The organism is Kallipyga massiliensis ph2, from assembly GCF_000311985.1.
GTDB lineage: Bacteria > Bacillota > Clostridia > Tissierellales > Peptoniphilaceae > Kallipyga > Kallipyga massiliensis.
Genome location: NZ_HE978585.1, coordinates 727,916 through 747,778, shown reverse-complemented (window position 1 = coordinate 747,778; position 19,863 = coordinate 727,916). Strand labels below are relative to the sequence as shown.

13 protein-coding genes are annotated in these 19,863 nt (G+C 59.1%); 2 read left to right on the top strand and 11 right to left on the bottom strand.

Going from position 1 to position 19,863, the window contains the following annotated elements; all coding sequences use genetic code 11:
- Positions 1-457 precede the first annotated feature (457 nt).
- The 9 genes from sufU to HGKM_RS03290 form a co-directional block, all read right to left on the bottom strand.
- Positions 458-907, bottom strand: a complete 450-nt coding sequence (sufU, locus tag HGKM_RS03330) for a Fe-S cluster assembly sulfur transfer protein SufU (RefSeq protein ID WP_019133929.1) — start codon at positions 905-907, stop codon at positions 458-460.
- Positions 907-2,211: an aminotransferase class V-fold PLP-dependent enzyme gene (locus HGKM_RS03325; protein ID WP_019133928.1), complete on the bottom strand. Its 1,305-nt coding sequence runs from the start codon at positions 2,209-2,211 to the stop codon at positions 907-909. The genes sufU and HGKM_RS03325 overlap by 1 nt, the downstream gene beginning before the upstream one ends.
- The gene (locus HGKM_RS03320) at positions 2,201-3,289 is read right to left on the bottom strand and encodes a SufD family Fe-S cluster assembly protein (protein WP_019133927.1); all 1,089 of its coding nucleotides are present in this window, start codon (positions 3,287-3,289) and stop codon (positions 2,201-2,203) included. Before HGKM_RS03320 ends, HGKM_RS03325 begins: the two co-directional genes overlap by 11 nt.
- Positions 3,289-4,782 carry a Fe-S cluster assembly protein SufB gene (gene sufB, locus HGKM_RS03315; protein ID WP_019133926.1) on the bottom strand — a complete coding sequence of 498 codons (1,494 nt, stop codon included), beginning with the start codon at positions 4,780-4,782 and terminating at the stop codon, positions 3,289-3,291. Before sufB ends, HGKM_RS03320 begins: the two co-directional genes overlap by 1 nt.
- Before the next feature lies 1 nt (position 4,783).
- Entirely contained in the window at positions 4,784-5,557 is a 774-nt protein-coding gene (gene sufC, locus HGKM_RS03310; RefSeq protein ID WP_019133925.1) for a Fe-S cluster assembly ATPase SufC, read from the bottom strand.
- A 167-nt stretch (positions 5,558-5,724) separates the two neighbouring features.
- The gene (gene tkt, locus HGKM_RS03305) at positions 5,725-7,734 is read right to left on the bottom strand and encodes a transketolase (protein ID WP_034578928.1); all 2,010 of its coding nucleotides are present in this window, start codon (positions 7,732-7,734) and stop codon (positions 5,725-5,727) included.
- Between the two features lie 4 nt (positions 7,735-7,738).
- Positions 7,739-8,524, bottom strand: coding sequence for an Mrp/NBP35 family ATP-binding protein (locus HGKM_RS03300; protein ID WP_019133923.1), 786 nt, complete (start codon positions 8,522-8,524; stop codon positions 7,739-7,741).
- 83 nt (positions 8,525-8,607) lie between these two features.
- Positions 8,608-9,660 carry a type 2 isopentenyl-diphosphate Delta-isomerase gene (gene fni / locus HGKM_RS03295; RefSeq protein WP_172634685.1) on the bottom strand — a complete coding sequence of 351 codons (1,053 nt, stop codon included), beginning with the start codon at positions 9,658-9,660 and terminating at the stop codon, positions 8,608-8,610.
- 43 nt (positions 9,661-9,703) lie between these two features.
- On the bottom strand, positions 9,704-13,945 hold the full coding sequence (locus tag HGKM_RS03290) for a 2-hydroxyacyl-CoA dehydratase (RefSeq protein WP_019133921.1): 4,242 nt from the start codon (positions 13,943-13,945) through the stop codon (positions 9,704-9,706).
- A gap of 221 nt (positions 13,946-14,166) precedes the next feature.
- Between HGKM_RS03290 and HGKM_RS03285 the strand changes: the two genes are divergently transcribed.
- Positions 14,167-15,402, top strand: a complete 1,236-nt coding sequence (locus tag HGKM_RS03285; protein WP_019133920.1) for an FprA family A-type flavoprotein — start codon at positions 14,167-14,169, stop codon at positions 15,400-15,402.
- 36 nt (positions 15,403-15,438) lie between these two features.
- Positions 15,439-17,040, top strand: a complete 1,602-nt coding sequence (gene gpmI / locus HGKM_RS03280; RefSeq protein ID WP_019133919.1) for a 2,3-bisphosphoglycerate-independent phosphoglycerate mutase — start codon at positions 15,439-15,441, stop codon at positions 17,038-17,040.
- An 89-nt stretch (positions 17,041-17,129) separates the two neighbouring features.
- Here the strand turns inward: gpmI and HGKM_RS03275 are convergent, their stop codons facing one another.
- The gene (locus HGKM_RS03275; protein WP_019133918.1) at positions 17,130-18,833 is read right to left on the bottom strand and encodes a hypothetical protein; all 1,704 of its coding nucleotides are present in this window, start codon (positions 18,831-18,833) and stop codon (positions 17,130-17,132) included.
- Between the two features lies 1 nt (position 18,834).
- A complete protein-coding gene (locus tag HGKM_RS03270; RefSeq protein WP_019133917.1) occupies positions 18,835-19,623 on the bottom strand; it encodes an ABC transporter ATP-binding protein in 789 nt (262 codons plus the stop codon).
- Positions 19,624-19,863: the final 240 nt, after the last annotated feature.

Genomic DNA, 19,863 nt, shown 5'->3' with positions numbered 1-19,863 from the left:
CCACTCCCCCTAATCCGCCGAAATCGCCATTCTAGGGGACTCTGTCTGTAGTGGTAAGCTTTTTTTGGACACCTGCGTTTTTCCTTACAACACCATTTATTCATTCACATATTAGGGAAGTCGTATAAAATGGAGACGAAGAGAAAAAAAGGAAGGCAAAGCGTTGAGTTCAGAGCCAGAGGCAGGAGCCACCGCCGAAGGCGGCTTGCCCTTGACGGCCTAAGGATAAAATTCGCTAGAATAAAATAGCCGACGGGGAGGGAAGAGGAGTTGTTGAGTTCGTCGCCGTCGGCGAAGGCGGAAAAGCGAATTTTGTCCTGCCGTCAAGGGTGGCGACACTATGCGGAGCCCCCCTTTCTGCCAAAATCCTCATCCCGGGGGGCCAACATGACCCCTCCACAAAAAACCCCCTGACCGCCAAGCGGCGGCCGGGGGTTTTTTAGAACGGCGGGCTTCTCTATTTCCCTTCGCCCAACCTCTTCTTGTCGATGAGGTTTTTCAGGGTGTGCCAGGCGAGTTCGGCGCACTTGACCCGCTGGGGCATGTAGGCGATGGATTGGAGGGCGACGGCGTCACCCAGGGATTCTTCGAGTTCTTCCATATCGGTCTTTTGTCCGGTGATCATGGCCAGGAAGTCTTCCACTTTTTGGTAGGCCTGGTCGACGGTCTCCCCTTCGATGAGCTCGCACATGAGGGAGGTGGAGGCCTGGGAGATGGCGCAGCCTTGGCCGGTGTATGAGGCTTCCTTGATCACATCCCCGTCCATGGTCAGCTCCAGCTCAATCTCATCCCCGCAGGAGGGGTTGTGTCCGGCTTCGACGATGTCGGGGTTTTCCTGGTCATACTTGTAGTCCGAGGAGTTGGCATGGGCCATGACGATCTTGGAATATAGGGCTTTCATATCCATCAGCGGACCTCCCCAGGGTTCATGGTCTCCTGGACCAGGTCGATCCCTTCGAAGAGCTTGTCCACCTCATCTTTGGTGTTGTAGAAGGCGAAGGAAGCCCGGCATGAGGCGGCGATGCAGAGGCCCCGGTGGAGGGGCTGGGTGCAGTGGTGGCCGGACCGGATGGCGATGCCGATGGAATCCATGATGGTGGAAACGTCGTGGGGGTGGACCCCTTTGATGTTAAAGGCGACGGCGGTCCCTCTGGCGGAATGGCGGGGCCGATAGACTTCCAGGTCTTCCCTGGCCTCCATCTTGAGGGCGCAGTATTCGGCCAGGGCCTTCTCATAGCGGGCAATCTTGTCCATCCCGATGGCTTCCATATAATCGATAGCGGCATGAAGGCCCACCACCCCGCCCACATTCTGGGTCCCTGCCTCAAACTTGTAGGGCAGGGGGGCGAAGGTGGAGGTCTGGTCCTCCACATATTCGATCATCTCTCCCCCGTAGAGGAAGGGAGGGATCTTCTCCAGGATCTCCTTCTTCCCGTAGAGAACCCCGATCCCGAAGGGGGCCAGCATCTTGTGGCCGGAGAAGGCCAGGAAGTCGCAGTCCAGGTCCTGAACATCGATAGGGTCATGGGGGACGGCCTGGGCCCCATCCATGACCGCGATGGCCCCAACCTCATGGGACAGGCGGATGATTTCCTTGGCCTTGGGCTCCGAAGAGAGGACATTGGAGGCTCCGGTGAAAGCCACCACCTTGGTCCGGTCGTTGAGCTTGGCTTTGTAGTCCTCCATATTGAAAGAGTAGTCATCATCCAGCTCGACATAAACCAGCTCCGCCCCGGACTGCTGGCAGGCGAACTGCCAGTTCACCGAGTTGGAGTGGTGCTCCATCCGGGAAATGATGACCCGGTCGCCCTCCTTCAGGTAGTGGAGGGCCCAGATGTAGGAGACCAGGTTAAGGGATTCGGAGGCATTCCGGGTGAAGATGACCTCCTCCTTGTGGCCGGCATGGATAAATTCCGCTACCCTTGCCCGGCCCTCTTCATAGGCCTGGGTGGCATAGAGGGAGAGCCGGTGGTTGCCCCGGAGGGGGTTGGCATTCTCATAGCGGTAGAAGTCCGCCACCCGGTCGATGACGGGGTTGGGCCGCTGGGTGGTCGCTCCGTTATCCAGGTAGGTGATGGGGGTCCCCTCCGACTTGAGGTAGTCGAAGTCGGCCCGGACAGCCTCCAGGTCAAAGCCCGGATCATCCAGGATGGCCAGGACCCGGTCCATGGTCATGGGGCTATCGTAGAGAGTTTCTTTCTTATTTTCCATGGCGGTTGACAATCCTTTCGTGAATCACTTTTTTCAGGCTCTCCCGAAGGTCCTCATCCGGGATCCGGTCCAAGGAAGGCCGCATCCGGGATTCGACGATGAGGCCCTCGGCCTCGGACCGGGGGAAGCCCCGGCTCATGAGGTAGAAGAGGATATCTTCGTCCAGCTTGCCGTTGGAGGCTGCATGGTTGGCCTGGACCAGATCCTCATGGCAGAGGAGGATGGGGACGGCCAGGGAGTTAGCTTCTTCCGAGAGGAGGAGGGTGAACTCTTCCTCGTTGCCGACTGCGCCCACGGCCCCTTCCTTGAAGTCCAGGGTGTCCCGGAAGGACTTGTAGGCCCGGTCCAAGAGGGCTCCGTTGGCTTCGATGTGGCCATCGGTAAAGTGGTTGAAGAAGGCAACGTTATAGAAAAAGTCCATCCTGGCCTGACCCCAGCCCAGGTAGGCGGTGTGGATGTCGGCCTTGGATTCGTAGCCCACCAGGTCTCCCCAGAGGTAGAAGTTGGACTTGCCGGATCCCAGGCAAACGGTGGTAACCTTGAGTTCGGCCCCATCCTCCATGTCGGCGATGATGGAGAGGTTGGACGTCACCCCATCCCCCAGAAGGTCGACGACGACCAAGTGGAGGAGGGCATCCTCCTTGACCTGGACCCGGATGGCCCCGTTCCGGTAGTAGGCCCCCTCCCCTTGGGAGGCGGTAGAAATGATAGCCGTAGCCCGGTGGCCTTCCGGAAGGTCGAACTGGTGGGAGTCCACCAGGATGGGCTGGTCGTCAGACAGGGTGAAATCCACCCGGTAGTGGTCCCCTTCCTTGAGTTCGGTGTGGTTTTGGTAGTTGGACAGGGACCGGTTTTGGTCCATGAGGTCGCGGGAAATTCCCCGGGGATCCTCCTCCAGGTCTTGGCTCGTGTGGAAGGGGACCTGGTTCTTCCGGTCCGACTCAAAGTCGGGTTGGAAGGGAGCCAGGGTCGCATTCTTATCCATGACCAGGAGGTCGGTCTCCACATCGTTGGCCTTCATCCAGCGATTGGTCAGTGCGGGTAGGACGGACCCGCGGCCCTGTTTAACACTCATCATCAGCCAATCGCTCCTTTCAGTTCCAAAGTAATCAGGTTATTCATCTCCACGGCATATTCCATGGGCAGTTCCTTGGCCACCGGTTCAGCGAATCCCCGGACGATCATGGCCTTGGCCTCATCTTCCGGGATCCCCCGGGTCATGAGGTAGTAGATGGCCTCCTCATCGATGGACCCGATCTTGGCTTCGTGCCCAAGCTCCACATCCTCATTTTCCACCCGGATGGAAGGGATGGTGTCGGTCCGGGAGTCCGAATCCAGCATTAAGGATTCGCAGTCCTGGGCACAGCGGGACCCGTGGGAGTCCGGCCCCATGACGACGGTTCCCCGGTAGATGGAGGTCCCCCCGCCCTTGGAGATGGACTTGGAGTTGATGGAGGAATAGGTCCGGGGGGCCAGGTGGATGGACTGGGCCCCGGTATCCAGGTACTGGCCCTTGCCGGCGAAAGTGATCCCGGTGAACTCCGACACCGCCTCCTCCCCCTTGAGGACGGAGGCCGGGTAAAGCATGGAGACCGCCGACCCGAAGGACCCGGATACCCACTCGATCTTCCCCTTCTTCTCCACCTGGGCCCGCTTGGTGTTGAGGTTGTACATGTTCCGGGACCAGTTTTCGATGGTGGAATAGCGGAGGTGGGCCCCCTCCCCGACGAAGAGCTCGACGGCCCCGGCATGGAGGTTCAGGGTGTTGTACTTGGGGGCTGAGCAGCCTTCGATGAAGTGGCAGTCTCCCCCGTCTTCGATGACAATCAAGGTGTGCTCAAACTGGCCCGCTCCCGGCGCATTCAGGCGGAAGTAGGACTGGAGGGGGAAGTCCACCTTGACCCCCTTGGGGACGTAGACGAAGGATCCACCCGACCAAACCGCATAGTGGAGGGCCGCATACCGGTGGAGGCGGGGGGTGATGAGGGTCCCGAAATACTTCTTCACGATCTCGGGATAGTCATGGACCGCCGTCTCAAAGTCGGTGTAAACCACCCCTTTTTCCCCCAGAAAGTCCTTCATGTTGTGGTAGACGATCTCCGAGTCGAATTGAGCCCCCACCCCGGCCAGGGAATTGAGCTCAGCCTCAGGGATCCCCAGCTTCTCGAAGGTGTCCCGGATCTCATCCGGCACATCCTTCCAATTCCGGGCCTTCTGGGCCTTGGGCCGGACATAGGCCGAAATTTTATCCATATCCACCGGGGTTAGGTCGGGACCCCAGTTGGGGTTTTCGGAGGCATTGAAGATTTCCAGGGCTTCCAGACGCTTTTCCAACATCCAGTCGGGCTCATTTTTCTCCTTGGAAATCTCCCGGACGGTCTCCTCCGACAGTCCGTTTTCCGTTTTATAGTCGTAGTCCAGGCTGTTCTTGATATCGTAGACCCCCCGCCGCTGGTCGGAGACATCCGTCCTCTCCGGCGGAGTGACCCGCTTTGATTGTTTTCTCCGGTCCCTCTCCGCCTTCCTTTCCAGGTGGCGGGCATGGGCCAGGTCCATACGGTCTTGGTCCATCTTAGGCCTCCTCTTCCGACTTGGTCTCCAGACCCAATTCCTCCCGGATCCAGCCGTAGCCCTCTTCCTGGACCTTGCCGACCAGGTCGGGCCCGCCCTCCTTGACCAGCTTGCCCCCGATGATGACGTGGACAAAGTCGGGATGGAGAGAGGCCAGGATGGTGGAAATATGGGTGATGATGAGGCAAGACTTCTCCTCGTTAAGGAAGTCCGCTACCCCTTGGGAGACCACCCGGACCGCATCCACATCCAGGCCGGAGTCAATTTCGTCCAGCATGACGAACTTGGGGTCCAGGGTCTGCATCTGGAGGATTTCCGTCTTCTTCTTTTCGCCCCCGGAGAAGCCCACGTTGAGATAGCGGCCGGACAGGTCCCCACCCATCTCCAGGTCTTCCGACTTCCGGTTGATTTCCTTATTAAACTTCATGATGGAGGGGTTCTTCCCCGTCTTCTGGGCGACTGCCGCCCGGAGGAAGTCCTCCACGCTCACCCCGGGCACCTCCTGGGGGTTCTGGAAGGCCATGAAGATCCCCTTCCGGGCCCGTTCATCGGCCGTCCATTCCAGGATGGATTCCCCTTCAAAAAGGATATCTCCCTGGGTGATTTTATATTTGGGGTGGGCCATGATGGCATTGGCCAGGGTGGACTTGCCGGCCCCATTGGGCCCCAAAACGACATGGACCTCTCCGGGATGGATGGTCAGGTTGACCCCGGACAGGATCTCCTTGCCCTCAATTTCAACATGTAGGTCTTTGATTTCCAGTAGATTCGCCATATTCACTCCTCATTCTTTCTTGGACTTTTTGCACTCTATTATATATACCGCTTTTCCTCCTTTTTAAGAAGCGCGGAAGAAAAACAGAAAAAGAAAGCCATCCACTATCAAGATAGAGGATGGCTTGATCTCTTCCATTGATTACGATCACATTTGAAGGTCTTGTCCTATAAAGAGCTGAAGGCCTCCACCACATTCTCCGCCGTCATGCCCAGGCATTCCAGTGCCTGGCCGCCGGGGGCGGAAAGGCCGAAGCGGTCGATGGAGATGGACTTGCCTTGGGGACCCACATACCGGTCCCAACCGAAGGCAACCCCCGCCTCGATGGAAACCCGCTTGGTCAGGTCCCGGGGAAGGACGGATTCCTTGTAGGCCGGATCCTGGTCCTCAAAGCGGGCCATGGAAGGCATGGAAACCACCCGGACGGGGATTCCCCGGTCAGCCAGGATCTTCTGGGCTTCCAGACAGAGTTGGACTTCCGACCCCGTCCCGATCAGGATACCCTGGGCCTGACCCTGGGCTTCGGAGAGAACATAGGCCCCCTTCCGGACCCCTTCCATGGCCTTCTCCTTGGTTCCCTCCAGGATGGGGAGGTTCTGCCGACTAAGGGCCAGCATGGTGGGCCGGTCGGTGGATTCGACCGCCAGGATCCAGGCTGCCCGGGTCTCATTCCCATCGGCCGGACGGACCAGGTCCAGGTTGACCATGGACCGCCAGGAAGCCAGGTGTTCGATGGGCTCATGGGTAGGACCGTCCTCACCGACGGCCACAGAGTCGTGGGTGGTGACGTAGATGGTGGGGAGTTTCATGAGGGCCGAGAGGCGGGCAGCCGGGCGGAGGTAATCCGAGAAGACAAAGAAGGTGGCGCAGAAGACCTTGGATCCCCCGTGGAGGTAGATCCCGTTGTTAATGGCCCCCATGGCAAATTCCCGGACGCCGTAATAAATATTTCTTCCTTCGTCAGAATCGATGACGAACTTATCTTCTCCCTTGATGTCGCTCTTGTTGGACCCCGACAGGTCAGCCGACCCGCCCCAGAAGTAGGGGACGGCCTTGGCCACTTCCTGGATCATCTCATAGGAATTGACCCGGGTCGCCTTGGACTCGCCCACTTCGTAGCTGGGGAGGTCCTTGGCCCAGTCCGGATCCAGCTTGCCCTCGAAGGCATCCCGGAAGGCCTTGGCCTTGTCCGGATAAGCCGCCTCATAGGCCTCGAAGGTCGCCTGCCAGGCCTCCTGGGCCTTCCGGCCCCGGTCAACCACCGCCTCTTTATAAAGCGCATAGGCCTCATCGGGCAGGTCGAAGGGCTCACGGTCCCAAGCCAGGTTTTCCGCCAGGCTTCCCCGTCCCTCGCCGCCGATGGGGGCTCCGTGGACGCCGGAGGTTCCCTGGCCGGGAGCCCCATAGCCGATGACCGTCTTGACCTCGATCAGGCTGGGCTTCTTTTCCTCTTTTTGGGCCTGGCAGAGGGCCTCTTCAATGGCCTCCACATCGTTGCCGTCTTCAACGGTCAGGACCTGCCAACCCAGGGCCCGGAAGCGGCCCGCCACATCCTCCGAGAAGGAGAGATCCAGGGGACCGTCCAGGGAAATCCGGTTGGAGTCGTATAGGCCGATCAGCTTGCCCAGGCCCAGGTGGCCCGCCAGGGAAGCCGCCTCATTGGACACCCCTTCCATCAAATCCCCGTCCCCGCAGAGGAAGTAGGTGAAGTGGTCCATGACCTTGTAGTCCTCCGTGTTGTAGAGGGCAGCCTGATGCTTCTCCGCCATGGCCATGCCGACAGCCATAGCAATCCCCTGACCCAGGGGACCGGTCGTGGCTTCCACCCCCTCCGTGTGGTGGACCTCCGGGTGGCCCGGGGTCTTGGAATCCAGCTGGCGGAAGTTCTTCAGGTCATCCATGGTCAGGTCATAGCCGGACAGGTGGAGGAGGGAGTAAAGGAGGGCCGACCCATGTCCTGCGGAGAGGATGAACCGGTCCCGGTTGGGCCAATGGGCGTCTTCAGGGTTCTGGTCCATGACCCGGGTAAAGAGGGCATGGGCCATGGGGGCCGCACCCAGGGGAAGGCCGGGGTGGCCGGAATTGGCCTTATTGATCATATCAACACTGAGCATACGAATGGCATTGATCGCCACTTGGTCCATCTTGTTCACGAGCTTACCTCCTTGTGGTTTCATCAACTTACTTCCGGGTCATTTTTACGATTTTATCAACCAGGGGCTTGAATAGATCGGTATCCGCTTCTTCGATCCGGCCTTGGTCCATGAGCCGGGCCAAGTCGGGATTGATGGGGACCTGGGCTAAAAGATCTAAACCCTTGTCCGCACAGACCTCTTCAATGTGGCTATCCCCAAAGATCTTATACTTCTTTCCCGTGTCGGGGGCTTGGAAATAGGACATATTTTCTACCAGGCCGACGATGGGGATCCCCATCATCTGGCACATATTGATGGCCTTGCCCACGATCATGGACACCAGGTCCTGGGGGGAGGTCACGATAATAACCCCCTCCACCGGGAGGGACTGGAAGACGGTCAGGGGGACATCACCTGTTCCCGGAGGCATATCCACAAAGAGATAGTCCACATTGGAGTAGACGAAGTCCGTCCAGAACTGGGTAACCGCCTGGCCCACCATGGGCCCCTTCCAAAGGACGGGGTCCTCCTCGTGGCCGAGGATGAGGTTGGCCGAGACGATCTGGATGCCGGCATTGGACTCCCGGGCATGGGGGACCTTGCCCGCCATGGGGAAGCCCTTGTCCAGGCCGAAGGCCCGGGGGATGGAGGGGCCGGTAATGTCCCCGTCCAGGATCCCGACATTCCAGCCCGACCGGGCGGTGGCCATGGCGGCCAGGGAGGTCACCATGGACTTCCCTACCCCGCCCTTGCCCGACATGACGGCGATGACGTGGTCAATGGTTGATTTCTCGTGGGCCTTCTTTTGGAGAGGCCGGTTCATTTCTGGCATTGCATAGAACCCTTTCTTCGATTTCCATGAGCCTTCCGGCTCAAAGAGACTTCCCGACCGAAAGCGGGAAGTCTCCAAGTGAACTATTGTCGGTAGACCTTGCCTTCCACCAACCGGGCCAATTCTCCCGTCAGTTGGTAGGGGAGGCGGTGAAGGTCCTCCAAATCCTGACAGCCCATAAAGGCCAGAGCAATCCGGAAGTGGTCGGCCACTTGGGACAGATAGTGGGCGGTGTAGTCCTCATCCCCATTCAAGAGGAAGCGGAGGATTTCCCCGGAGATGGCCCCCATGTCCGCCCCCAGGACCATGGCCCGGACCAGGTCGCTGGCCGTCCGGATCCCTCCGGAAGCGATGATCTTTTGGCTGGGCGCCTCGGCCTTGGCATTGAGGATGGCCTTGGCGGTGGGGATCCCCCAGGTGTAGAACTCGGTGAAGTCCTCATCCAAGCGTCGGAGGTCTTCGATCTCAAAGAAATTGGTCCCGCCCAGGCCGGAAATATCCACATAGGCCAGGGGGAGGTCCTCCAGGAAGGCCAGGGCCTCCCGGTCCATCCCCAAGCCCACCTGCTTGACGATGACCTTTCCGGGAAAGGCTTCCGCAATGGCCCGGACCCGGGTCTTCCAAGACCGGAAGTCCCTCTCCCCCTCTTCCATAACGGCCTCCTGGTGGGCATTGAGGTGGATCCCGATCCCGTCGGCATCAATCATATCCATGACCCGACCGACCTCGTCCACCTCCGCTTCCGCCCCCAGGTTGGCCAGGACCACCCCTTGGGGGCCCATGATGTCCCGGACCACCCGGAAGCTGGGGATGGTGGAGGGGTCATCCAGGGCAATCCGCATAGACCCCACCTGGACAGGGAGGCCCAGCCGACCGGCAATCCGGGCCAGGCTCTCGTTGATGGCCCGGGTAACCTCCGTCCCCCCGGTCATGGCGTTGATCATCAGGGGGATGGCCTGGCGCTTGCCGAAAATCTCCATGCCGGTGTCGATGGCCTCCATATCCACCTCGGGGAAGGAGCGAGGCTCCAGATAGACATCCCCCAGGAGGCTATCCCCCACATATTCGGTTTGGAGGTAATTTTCAATATGTTCGTCCTTGCGTTCCTTCCGCAAGCTCTGGTCTCCTCTGGTCAATGGCCCCACCTCCCCTTCAATCTCTTTTCTCTATTGTAACAAATTACATCCCTTCGCGGGCTGAAGTCATCATGAGTTTGACCCGGTTGACCTGGTTGACCTCGGAAGCGCCCGGGTCGTAGTCGATGGCGATGATGTTGGATTCCGGATAAGCCTCACGGATGGCCTTCATGACCCCTTTCCCGGTGATATGGTTGGGCAGGCAGCCGAAGGGCTGGATGCAGACAATGTTGGGCGCTCTCTCATGGATGAGCTCCACCATCTCCCCGGTCAGGAGCCAGCCCTCCCCGTAGTGGTGGCCCAGGGAGACGATCTCGGAGGCAAAGGCCTCCACATCCTCGATGTGGAACATCTCCGTGAAGTGGGTGGATGCCCGGAGGGCCCGGCGGACGGGCCGGCGGTAGAATTCGATCAGGGAGACCCCCAGGTTGCTGAAGGCGGCCATGGCCTTGGAAGTCCCCAGGAGGTCGGCCTTGTGGGTGGCATTCCGGAAGCAGTAGAGGAAGAAGTCGGCCAATTCCGGCACCACCACCTCGGCCCCCTCCGCCTCCAGGAGGTCCTGAAGATTGTTGTTGGCCTCGGGGAGATATTTGACCAGGATCTCGCCCACGATCCCGGCCTTGGGTTTGACGATGTCCAGGCGGGGGATCCGGTCAAAATCCCGGACACAGGCCCGGACCAGGTCGCCGAATCCCTTGAGCCTGGGCTTGGCCACAAAGTCCGAGAAGGCCCGGATCCACTTCTCCTTGACCCGGTCCGTCTCTCCGGCCTCCGCCTCATAGGGGCGGGTAGCATTGGAGCAGCGCATGATGACATCGCCCGCCACGATGGCCATGACCCCCCGGTTGACCAGGCCCGGTGTCACCTGGAGGCCGGGCGAGGTCTCGATCCCCTGGACCGAGAGGGCGATGACCGGGATTTGGGGCCGGCCCATGTCCTTAAGGGCCTTCCGGATGTAGCCCACATAGTTGGAGGCCCGGCAGGCTCCCCCGGTCTGGGTCATGAGGAGGGCCACCTTGTTGGGGTCATACTTTCCGCTGTCCAGGGCCTCCATCATCTGGCCCACCACGGTGATAGAGGGATAGCAGGAGTCATTGTTGACGTACTTGAGCCCTTCATTGATGGTGTTTTGGTCCACCTTGTCCAGGAAGGCCATGTGGTAGCCCAGGGACTCCATCCCTGCCGCCAGGATCCGGAAGTGGTCCGGGGCCATGGCGGGAACCAGGATAGTGTAGTCCTTCCGCATTTCCTTAGTAAAGGTCACCTTCTTGGGGGCATAGGAATCCGTGGGCTTCTTCAGGGTCAAGCCGGCCTTCCGGGCGTTGTCGATGGCTTGGATGAGGGAGCGGATCCGGATCTTGACGGCCCCCAGGTTGGAGACCTCGTCGATTTTCAAAACCGTATAAATCCGTCCCCTGGCCTCCAGGATTTCCTGAACCTGGTCGGTGGTCACAGCATCCAGGCCACAGCCGAAGGAGTTGAGCTGGATGAGCTCCAGGTCCTCATGGTCGGCGACAAATTCCGCCGCCCGGTAGAGGCGAGCATGGTAGACCCACTGGTCCAGGACCCGGAGGTCCTCCCGGGTGTCCCCCGCCTTCATGGCGATGGAATCCTCGGAAAGGACGGCCAGGCCCATCCCGTTGATGAGCTCGGGAATCCCGTGGTTGATTTCATTGTCCACATGGTAGGGGCGGCCGGCCAGGACGATCCCCCGGCCCTTATGGGACTTAATCCAGTCCAGGGCCAATTCCCCCTCCCGGAGGATGTCGGACCGGTAGTTGGCCTGCTCGGTCCAGGCCGCATCCAAGGCCTGACGGATCTTGTCGGGAGGGAGGGCATAAGCTTTTCCGCCAACCTCGAAGGAGGAAAAGACCTCCACCAGGCGGTCAGCCAGGGCCTTCTTATCCTTGAAGGAAAGGAAGGGATAGAGGTAGGTGACCTCATTCTTTTTCAGGGCATCCACGTTGTTCCGGATGACCTCCGGGAAGCCACAGACGACCGGGCAGTTGACCTGGTTCCGGGACTGGTCGAACTGCTTGTTCTCATAGAAAATCGAGGGATACCAGATCAGGGGGACCCCCTCCTCGACCAGGGCTTCGATGTGGCCGTTGACCATCTTGCCCGGATAGCAGACGGTCTCCGAGGAGATGGACCCCAGTCCCTTATCATAAATCTCCCGGGAGGACCGGGGGGAAAGCTTGACCGGGAAGCCCAGGCGGGTGAAGAAGGTATGCCAGAGAGGGTAGTTCTCATATATATTCAATACCCGGGGGATCCCCACCGTGGGCAGGGCCGCCCCCTCCTCCGGGAGGGAGGAGTAGTAATTGAAGAGCCGGTCATATTTATAGGCATAGAGGTTGGGAAGGTCTTTTTTCTCCCTCTGGATTCCGGCCCCCCGCTCACACCGGTTGCCGGAGATATACCGGCTCCCGTCCGAGAAGATGTTAATGGTCAGGGCGCAGTTATTGGTGCACCGTCCACAGCGTGCCGACTTCTGCCGGTAGTGGAAGGCAGCCAGTTCCTCATCGCTCAGGAGGGTGGACTTCCCCGTCGACCTTTCCTTGGCAATCAGGGCCATTCCCATGGCTCCCATGAGGCCCGCAATGGAGGGCCGGGTGGCCTTCCGTCCCGTAATTTTTTCAAAGGCCCGGAGGATGGCATCCCCGTAGAAGGTCCCCCCCTGGACGACCAGGTGGTCGCCCAATTTCTTGGGGTCCCGGACCTTGATGACCTTTTGGATGGCGTTTTTGATGACGGAATAGCAGAGGCCGGCCGCGATGTCCTCCACGGAAGCCCCTTCCTTCTGGGCCTGCTTGACCTTGGAGTTCATAAAGACCGTACACCGGGAGCCCAGGTCTGCCGGCTCCTTGGACCGGATGGCCTTTTCCTGAAACTCCTTGACGTCCAGGCCGACGGAGGCCGCAAAGGTGGAGAGGAAGGACCCGCAGCCGGAGGAGCAGGACTCATTGAGCTGGATGGAGTCGATGACCCCGTCCCGGATGTGCATGGCCTTCATGTCCTGACCCCCGATGTCCAGGATGAAGTCCACATCGGGGTTGAAATAGCTGGCCGCCCGGTAGTGGGCGATGGTCTCCACCTCGCCCAAGTCCACGCTCAGGGCGGCCTTGATGAAGTCCTCCCCATAGCCGCAGATCCCGGATTGAGCAATCCAGGCGTCGGGACCCATCAGGGCATAGATGGCCCGGATGTTTTCGATGACGTGCTCCAGGGGCTTGCCCTTGTTGGAGGCATAGGAGGTGAAAAGAACCTGGTCATCTTCGCCCAGGAGGACGACCTTGGAAGTGGTGGATCCGGCATCGATGCCCAGGTAGGTGGGGCCGGAATAGGAGGCCAGGTCCTCCTCCCGGAGGTCGCCGGTTTGGTGGTCACGGACGAATTCCCGGAATTCCTCTTCCGAGGTGAAGAGGGGGTCCAGGGTCTTCTTTTCAATGGTGACAACCCGGTCGCCCTCCAGCCGGCGGATAATCTCCCCAAGTCCCGCCTCTTCCGCTTCTTCCCGAGCCATGAGGGCGGCCCCCATGGCGACGAAGAGCTGGGCATCTTCGGGGATGGTGAAGGTGTTTCCTTCCGGTCCCAGGGTCTCCTTGAACCGGTCCCTGAGGCTGTCCATGAAGTGGAGGGGACCGCCCAGGAAGGTGATCCGGCCTTGGATGGGGCGTCCGCAGGCCAGGTTGGAGATGGTCTGGTTGACCACGGACTGGAAGACCGACATGGCGATGTCCTCTTTGGAGGCACCGTCGTTTAAGAGGGCCTGGACATCGGTTTTGGCAAAGACCCCGCAGCGGGAGGCGATGGGATAGATCTTCCGGTAGTCACGGGCCATCCGGTTGATCCCGGCGGCATCGGTATCCAGGAGGTTGGCCATCTGGTCGATGAAGGCCCCCGTCCCCCCGGCACAGATGGAGTTCATCCGCTGTTCAATGTTCCCCTCCAGGTAGGTGATCTTGGAATCCTCGCCTCCCAGTTCGATGATGACATCCGTTTCCGGAATATAGGTCCGGATGGCCCGGGTTTCGGCAATCACTTCCTGGACAAAGGGGATCCCCAGGAGTTCCTCCAGGATCATCCCTCCCGAACCGGTGACAGCCATCCGGACAGGAAGATCGCCGACCGCGTCCTTAAGGTCGGCCAGGACCTCCTGAACGGTCCGCTTGACATCGGATTTATGGCGGCGGTAGACGGAAAAAACGACCTCCTCATTTTCGTCCACAGCGACAACTTTTACGGTGGTGGAACCTACATCAAGTCCTATGTGTAAATGCATTGGTCACCTCCTCTTCGTGTCCATGCTTTACATTCCTTTATCGAATCGCCTTTTCAGGCAGAAAATCCATCGTTAACAAAACTATAATAAAGAATAATCCAGATGCCCATTTTATCACATTGACCCAGGTCAAAGGAAAAGAAAGACAGGGCCCCTAGAATAGGTTAGAATAGGAACGAAGTTATGCCATCAATCCCATCCAATAATAGAAAGGAAAGCCTATGATTTCAGCCATTCCCATTAATGACTACCTCACCTACTTGGGGGTCAACGACCGTGACACCCAACTCTTCGAAAACCAGTGGCCCCTCCCCTATGGGGTCTCCTACAATGCCTTCCTCATCAAAGATGAGAAGAATTGCCTCATGGATACGGTCAAGGTCACGGAAGTGGACCAGTTCCTGGCCTGCCTTAAGGACGGACTGGACGGAGGCGACCTGGACTACATTGTCGTCCACCACGTCGAGCCCGACCACTCCTCCGCCCTCTCCATCGTCCGTGCCCTCTACCCCAAGGCCAAGCTGGTGGGCAACAAGAAGACCTTCGAATTCCTCAAGAACTTCTACCAGATCGACGATGAGGACCAAATCGTCGTGGACGACGGGGAGAGCCTGAACCTGGGCAAGCGGACCCTGACCTTCTACAAGACCCCCATGGTCCACTGGCCCGAATCCATGGTCTCCTTCATTGAGGAGGACGGAATCCTCTTCTCCCAGGATATCTTCGGAACCTATGGGGCCCTGGACGGGGCCATCTTCGACGACGAAGTCTCCCGCCGATCCCACTACGCCGAGGAAACCGCCCGCTACTATGTCAACATTGTTTCCAAGTACAACATGATGGCCGGGAATGCCCTGAAAAAGCTGGGTGGCCTGGACATCCGGATGATCTGCCCGGACCATGGCCCCATCTGGCGGGAAAAACCGGCCGACGTCCTTAAGCTCTACCAGAACCTGACCGAATTCAAGGTGGAATCCTCCATCACCATCGTCTACGGGTCCATGTACGGCAACACCCAGGCCATGGCGGAAATTGTGGCCAGGGAATTGGCCGAGGAGGGGATCAAGGATATCAAGCTCTTTGATGTCTCCAAGACCGACGCCTCCACCATTCAGACCGAATGCTGGAAGTCCCGGGGGATCATCCTGGGCTCCTGCACCTACGATAAGAAGCTCTTCCCCCCGATGAAGCACCTGGTGGGCCTCCTGGATGAAAACAAGATGAAGAACCACGTCCTGGGTATCTTCGGCAACTACTCCTGGGCCTCCGGGGCTATGGAAGACCTCCAAAAGTTTGCTGATGCCCAAAAGGGCTATGAGGTCATCGACATCCAGCCCAACATCAAGTCCTCCGCCAATGAGGAAGATCAGGAAGCTCTTAAGGAAATGGCCCGGGCTGTGGCCAAGGCCGTCAAAAAGCATGAGGAAGAAGACACCAAAACCTCCTTTACCCTGTAAGAAGGCCGGCAAGACGAACACGAGAAAAGAGGTCATATGACGCTTCAAAAGAAAGTCGCCCTCATCGTCATGGACGGTGTGGGCATCTGTCCTGAAGGAAAGGAAGCGGGGTCGGCGGTTATCGCAGCCAACACCCCCATCCTGGATGAATTGATGAAGACCCGCCCCTGGATCAAGCTCAAGGCCCACGGCCCGGCTGTGGGCCTGCCGGATGAGTCCGACATGGGCAACTCCGAAGTGGGTCACAATGCCCTGGGCTGCGGCCAGATCTACGCCCAGGGGGCCAAGCTGGTCAACCAGTCCATTGCCTCCGGCCGGATCTTTGAATCGGCCGCCTGGAAGGAGGGGATGGATCACGCCCTGGATAATGAAGGAGCCGTCCACTTCATCGGCCTCCTCTCCGACGGCAACGTCCACTCCCACATCAACCACCTCAAGGCCCTAATTCAAGAGGCCAAGAAAGAGGGGGTCAAGAGGGTCTTTGTCCATGCCCTCCTGGACGGACGGGACGTCCCCCCCACCTCCGGCCTCTCCTACCTGGAGGACCTGGAATCCTTCCTGGACGGCCTCCGGGACGGGGATTTCCAGGCGGAAATCGCCTCCGGCGGCGGCCGGATGGTGGTCACCATGGACCGCTACCAGGCCGACTGGTCCATGGTTGACCGGGGCTGGCAGGCCCATGTCCATGGCCAGTCCCCCAACAAATTCTCCTCCGCAACGGAGGCCTATACGGCCCTCCGCCAGGAGACGGAAAAGATTGATCAGGACCTCCCCTCCTTTGTCGTTGAAAAAGACGGTCAGCCCATCGGCCCTGTCCAGGACCAGGATACCGTCTACTTCTTCAACTTCCGAGGCGACCGGTCCATCGAGATCTCCATGGCCTTCGAAGATGAGGACTTCCCCTACTTCGACCGGGGTCGCCGGCCTTCCTGCTACTATGCGGGCATGCTGGAATACGACGGGGACCTCCACATTCCCGCCCACTACCTGGTGGAACCCCCCCAGATCAAAAACACCCTGACCGAATTCCTGGTGGACAAGGGAATCAAGGAGTTTGCCTGCTCCGAAACCCAGAAGTTCGGCCATGTGACCTATTTCTGGAACGGAAACCGGTCAGAGAAATTTTCCGAGGAATTGGAGGACTGGTTGGAGATCCCCTCCGACAAGGTCTCCTTCGACCAGAGGCCCTGGATGAAGTCGGCTCAAGTGGCGGATGCCCTGATCGAAGCAATGGAAAAGGAAGAATACGGCTTCCTCCGGGTCAACTTCGCCAACGGCGACATGGTGGGCCATACCGGGATCTTCGACTCCGTCCGGATCGCCGTTGAAGCGGTTGACCTGGCCCTGAGCCGGATCCTCCCCGTGGCGGAGAAGCTGGGCTATACCCTCTTGATCACGGCCGACCACGGAAACTCCGACGATATGATCCAGATGGATAAGAAAACCGGGGAGATCATTCCCAAGACCTCCCACTCCCTCAACCCCGTCCCCTTCATCCTGGTGGACCCCGAAGGAGAGGCGGACCTGGACCGGACCCAAGACGGCAAGGCCGGGATCGCCAATGTGGCGGCCACGGTCGTCGACCTCATGGGCTTCGACAAACCCCAGGCCTGGGAGAATTCCCTCCTGAAGAAATAGGTCGAATCCACCCTTAAAAGCAAAAAAATACCCCTCCCGGGAACCGGTCAATCCGGCTTCCGAGAGGGGTGTTTTTTTGTGAATAAAGGTTAGCGGTTCATCTTGGCCAGGTGGGCCTCCGCATTGCTGAAGGTCAGGAAGGAGGAGACGACCAGGATAACGGCGGAGAGGCCGAGGATGAGGATAGCGGTCACGTTCATGGGGATCTCCAGCTTCCAGACCAGGAAGCCCAGGGCGATGGGGATCCCCATGGCCAGGAGGGTGAAGATGGTGGACCGGAAATTGGACTTGACCGCCTTGGTCTCATCCTCCCAGTCCAGCTTGGGGGCCATGGCATCGAAGGTGAACTCCAGCATGGACAGGGCCAGGGAAACCAGGAGGAAGCTCCCCACCAGGCTCAGGTAGAAGGCCGGCGACGGTCCCACGAGGACCATGGCCAGGACCAGGAGAAGGAGGCCGGGCACCATGGAGACCATGTAGGAGGTGAAGTATTGGGCCAGGAAGATCCGGGAGGCCTTAATGGGGAGGGTCTTGAAGGACTCAATGTTCTTGGCATCCCGGGTGACGGCCGTCGCCGGGGCCCCGCCATAGAGGCACATGATCCCGATGATGCCGCCGGCCAGGACGCCCAGGATCAGGGGTCCGCCCAGAAGTTCGATGGCCTCCTGGGCGAACTCGTGGATCCCGGCCAGGGAAATGTCGGAATCGAAGATCTCATCCCGGGCCATATAGGCAGAAAAGCCCAGGACGAAGAGCATCCAGAAGGGGACGAAGATGGAGGAGATGACCACGTTGAGGAGGTAGGCCGAAGTCCGGGTGAGCTGGCGCCATTCAAACTGGACCATGGCCCAGAAGGCCCCAGTGGACTTGCCCACGGCCTTGTCGACCGCTCCCTTGTCCATGGCCTTTCCGGCAGACCCGCCTCCTTCCAAGGAAGTGATGATCCGGAAGTAGAAGGGCCGAGCGAAGATGACCAGGATGAGGATGGCCAGGACTGAGCTGGCCAGACCCAGGACCAGTCCGCCCAGGAAGGTCAGGGCTCCCAACTCCGCCACCATGAGCTGGGCGGCCTTGATGGCAGGGAAGATCAGAGATAGGGTTTGGATGAGGCCGGGGCTGATGGGGAGGGCGGTCATGTCGCCTTCGGTCAGCCCCATCGTCTCGCCGGCCTGCATGAAGAGGACATAGAAGACCACGGCCAGGACCAGGGAGAGGACCCCGGTGATCATCCCCATCCGGTCCTTATTCCGGAGGAAGGGAGCCAGCTGGAGGAGGATCATGTAGATCAAGCTGATCAGGACCGCCGGCCAAATGGGACTGAGAAGGATGGTAATCAACCAACCCAGGAGCCCCCGGAGGCTGAAGTCGACGAGGAGGATGCCCCCGGCCATGGGGAGGCCAAAAAGGGCCGTGGAGCTGAGGAGGTAGACGTAGGCCGAAGCGAACTTGGCCAAGGCGATCTCCCATGAGGCGAAGGGCATGGTCATGAAGACCGGGGTGTCCTTGGAGAAGAAAAGGAGGGCAGGCAGGGCGATCAGGCCCATCCAAATAGAGATGACGGTCAGGATCATAGAGAACATCCCCACCAGCCGGTCCATCTCCCCGATGACGACGGCGGACTTGGCCATGTTGTGGGCCATAACCCCGAAGGTCATCCCCATATAGGCGAAGAGGAAAATGATCAGGACCACCCGCCCGATCTTGGCTAGGGTCGACTTCTCCTTCTTGGAAGGCGACAGGGCTTCGAAGCCGGACTTGGTGGATATTTTGATGAGTGAGATGAGCCGGTTCATCCTAGGCCTCCTCTTGGCCGTCCCGGCCATCGGTGTCAACTTGGCTATCGAGGCCCTCCTGGCCATCAAGGAAACGGGAGCCGGTAACAGTGAGGAAGATCTCCTCTAGGCTCTTCTCCGGATAGGTTTCCTTAAGGGCTTCCAGGGTTCCGGTATAGGTGATCTGGCCCTTGTTGATGATGGCGATCTGGTCGCAGAGCTTCTCCGCCACCTCCAAAACATGGGTGGAGAAGAGGACCATATTCCCCTTGTTGGCATGGTCCCTCATCTTCTTTTTCAGGAGGTAGGAAGACTGGGGGTCCAGGCCGGTCATGGGCTCATCCATGATCCAAAGCTTGGGGTCATGCATGAGGGTGGCGATGATGTGGATCTTCTGCCGCATACCATGAGAATAGGAGGCGATTTTCTGGCTGACCGCTTCGGTCATCTCGAAGTCCTCCAGGAGCTGGTTCATCCGGTCCTTCCGGACCGACTCCTCCACCCCATACACGTCGCAGATAAACTTGATGTACTCCACCCCCTTGAGGCTGGTGAAGAGGTCGGGGTTGTCCGAAACATAGCCGAACTCTTCCTTGGCCGCCACCGGGTCCTCCGCCAGATCAATCCCATTAAGGACGATCCGCCCCTCATCCGGCTTGAGAATCCCCGTCAGCATCTTAAGCGTCGTCGTCTTCCCCGCCCCATTCGGGCCGATAAAGCCGGTGATGGTCCCCTCATTCAAGGTCAGGGAGACATTGTCCACCGCCCGCTTCTTGCCAAATTGCTTGCATAATCCACTCAGTTCAATCATGAGTCCTCCTTAACAGGCCTTTCACCCGCCTGGCCTCTACTGTGTTATCGGTTCAATACAGTTTATAATAACAAACTTATATCATCCCAACAAGGGGGTTTTGTAAAAAGTGAGTGAATTTTTGGAAAGGGGTTGGGGCAGGCCTCATGAAGGCGGCAGGGCGGGGCGCCGGGGCTCCTCATGGCGGGGCGGCCCTTGGCGGCCCCCCTTTTTCCCGATTCCGCCGAATGAGGGGGACAG

What these genes read in the sequence shown, in the direction of transcription:
- HGKM_RS03320 (WP_019133927.1), bottom strand. Translation starts at nt 3,289, where the DNA reads ATGATGAGTGTTAAACAGGGCCGCGGGTCCGTCCTACCCGCACTGACC.
- HGKM_RS03325 (WP_019133928.1), bottom strand. Translation starts at nt 2,211, where the DNA reads ATGGAAAATAAGAAAGAAACTCTCTACGATAGCCCCATGACCATGGAC.
- HGKM_RS03275 (WP_019133918.1), bottom strand. Translation starts at nt 18,833, where the DNA reads ATGAACCGGCTCATCTCACTCATCAAAATATCCACCAAGTCCGGCTTC.
- HGKM_RS03300 (WP_019133923.1), bottom strand. Translation starts at nt 8,524, where the DNA reads ATGCCAGAAATGAACCGGCCTCTCCAAAAGAAGGCCCACGAGAAATCA.
- HGKM_RS03270 (WP_019133917.1), bottom strand. Translation starts at nt 19,623, where the DNA reads ATGATTGAACTGAGTGGATTATGCAAGCAATTTGGCAAGAAGCGGGCG.
- sufC (WP_019133925.1), bottom strand. Translation starts at nt 5,557, where the DNA reads ATGGCGAATCTACTGGAAATCAAAGACCTACATGTTGAAATTGAGGGC.
- sufU (WP_019133929.1), bottom strand. Translation starts at nt 907, where the DNA reads ATGGATATGAAAGCCCTATATTCCAAGATCGTCATGGCCCATGCCAAC.
- HGKM_RS03285 (WP_019133920.1), top strand. Translation starts at nt 14,167, where the DNA reads ATGATTTCAGCCATTCCCATTAATGACTACCTCACCTACTTGGGGGTC.
- HGKM_RS03290 (WP_019133921.1), bottom strand. Translation starts at nt 13,945, where the DNA reads ATGCATTTACACATAGGACTTGATGTAGGTTCCACCACCGTAAAAGTT.
- gpmI (WP_019133919.1), top strand. Translation starts at nt 15,439, where the DNA reads ATGACGCTTCAAAAGAAAGTCGCCCTCATCGTCATGGACGGTGTGGGC.
- sufB (WP_019133926.1), bottom strand. Translation starts at nt 4,782, where the DNA reads ATGGACCAAGACCGTATGGACCTGGCCCATGCCCGCCACCTGGAAAGG.
- tkt (WP_034578928.1), bottom strand. Translation starts at nt 7,734, where the DNA reads ATGAAACCACAAGGAGGTAAGCTCGTGAACAAGATGGACCAAGTGGCG.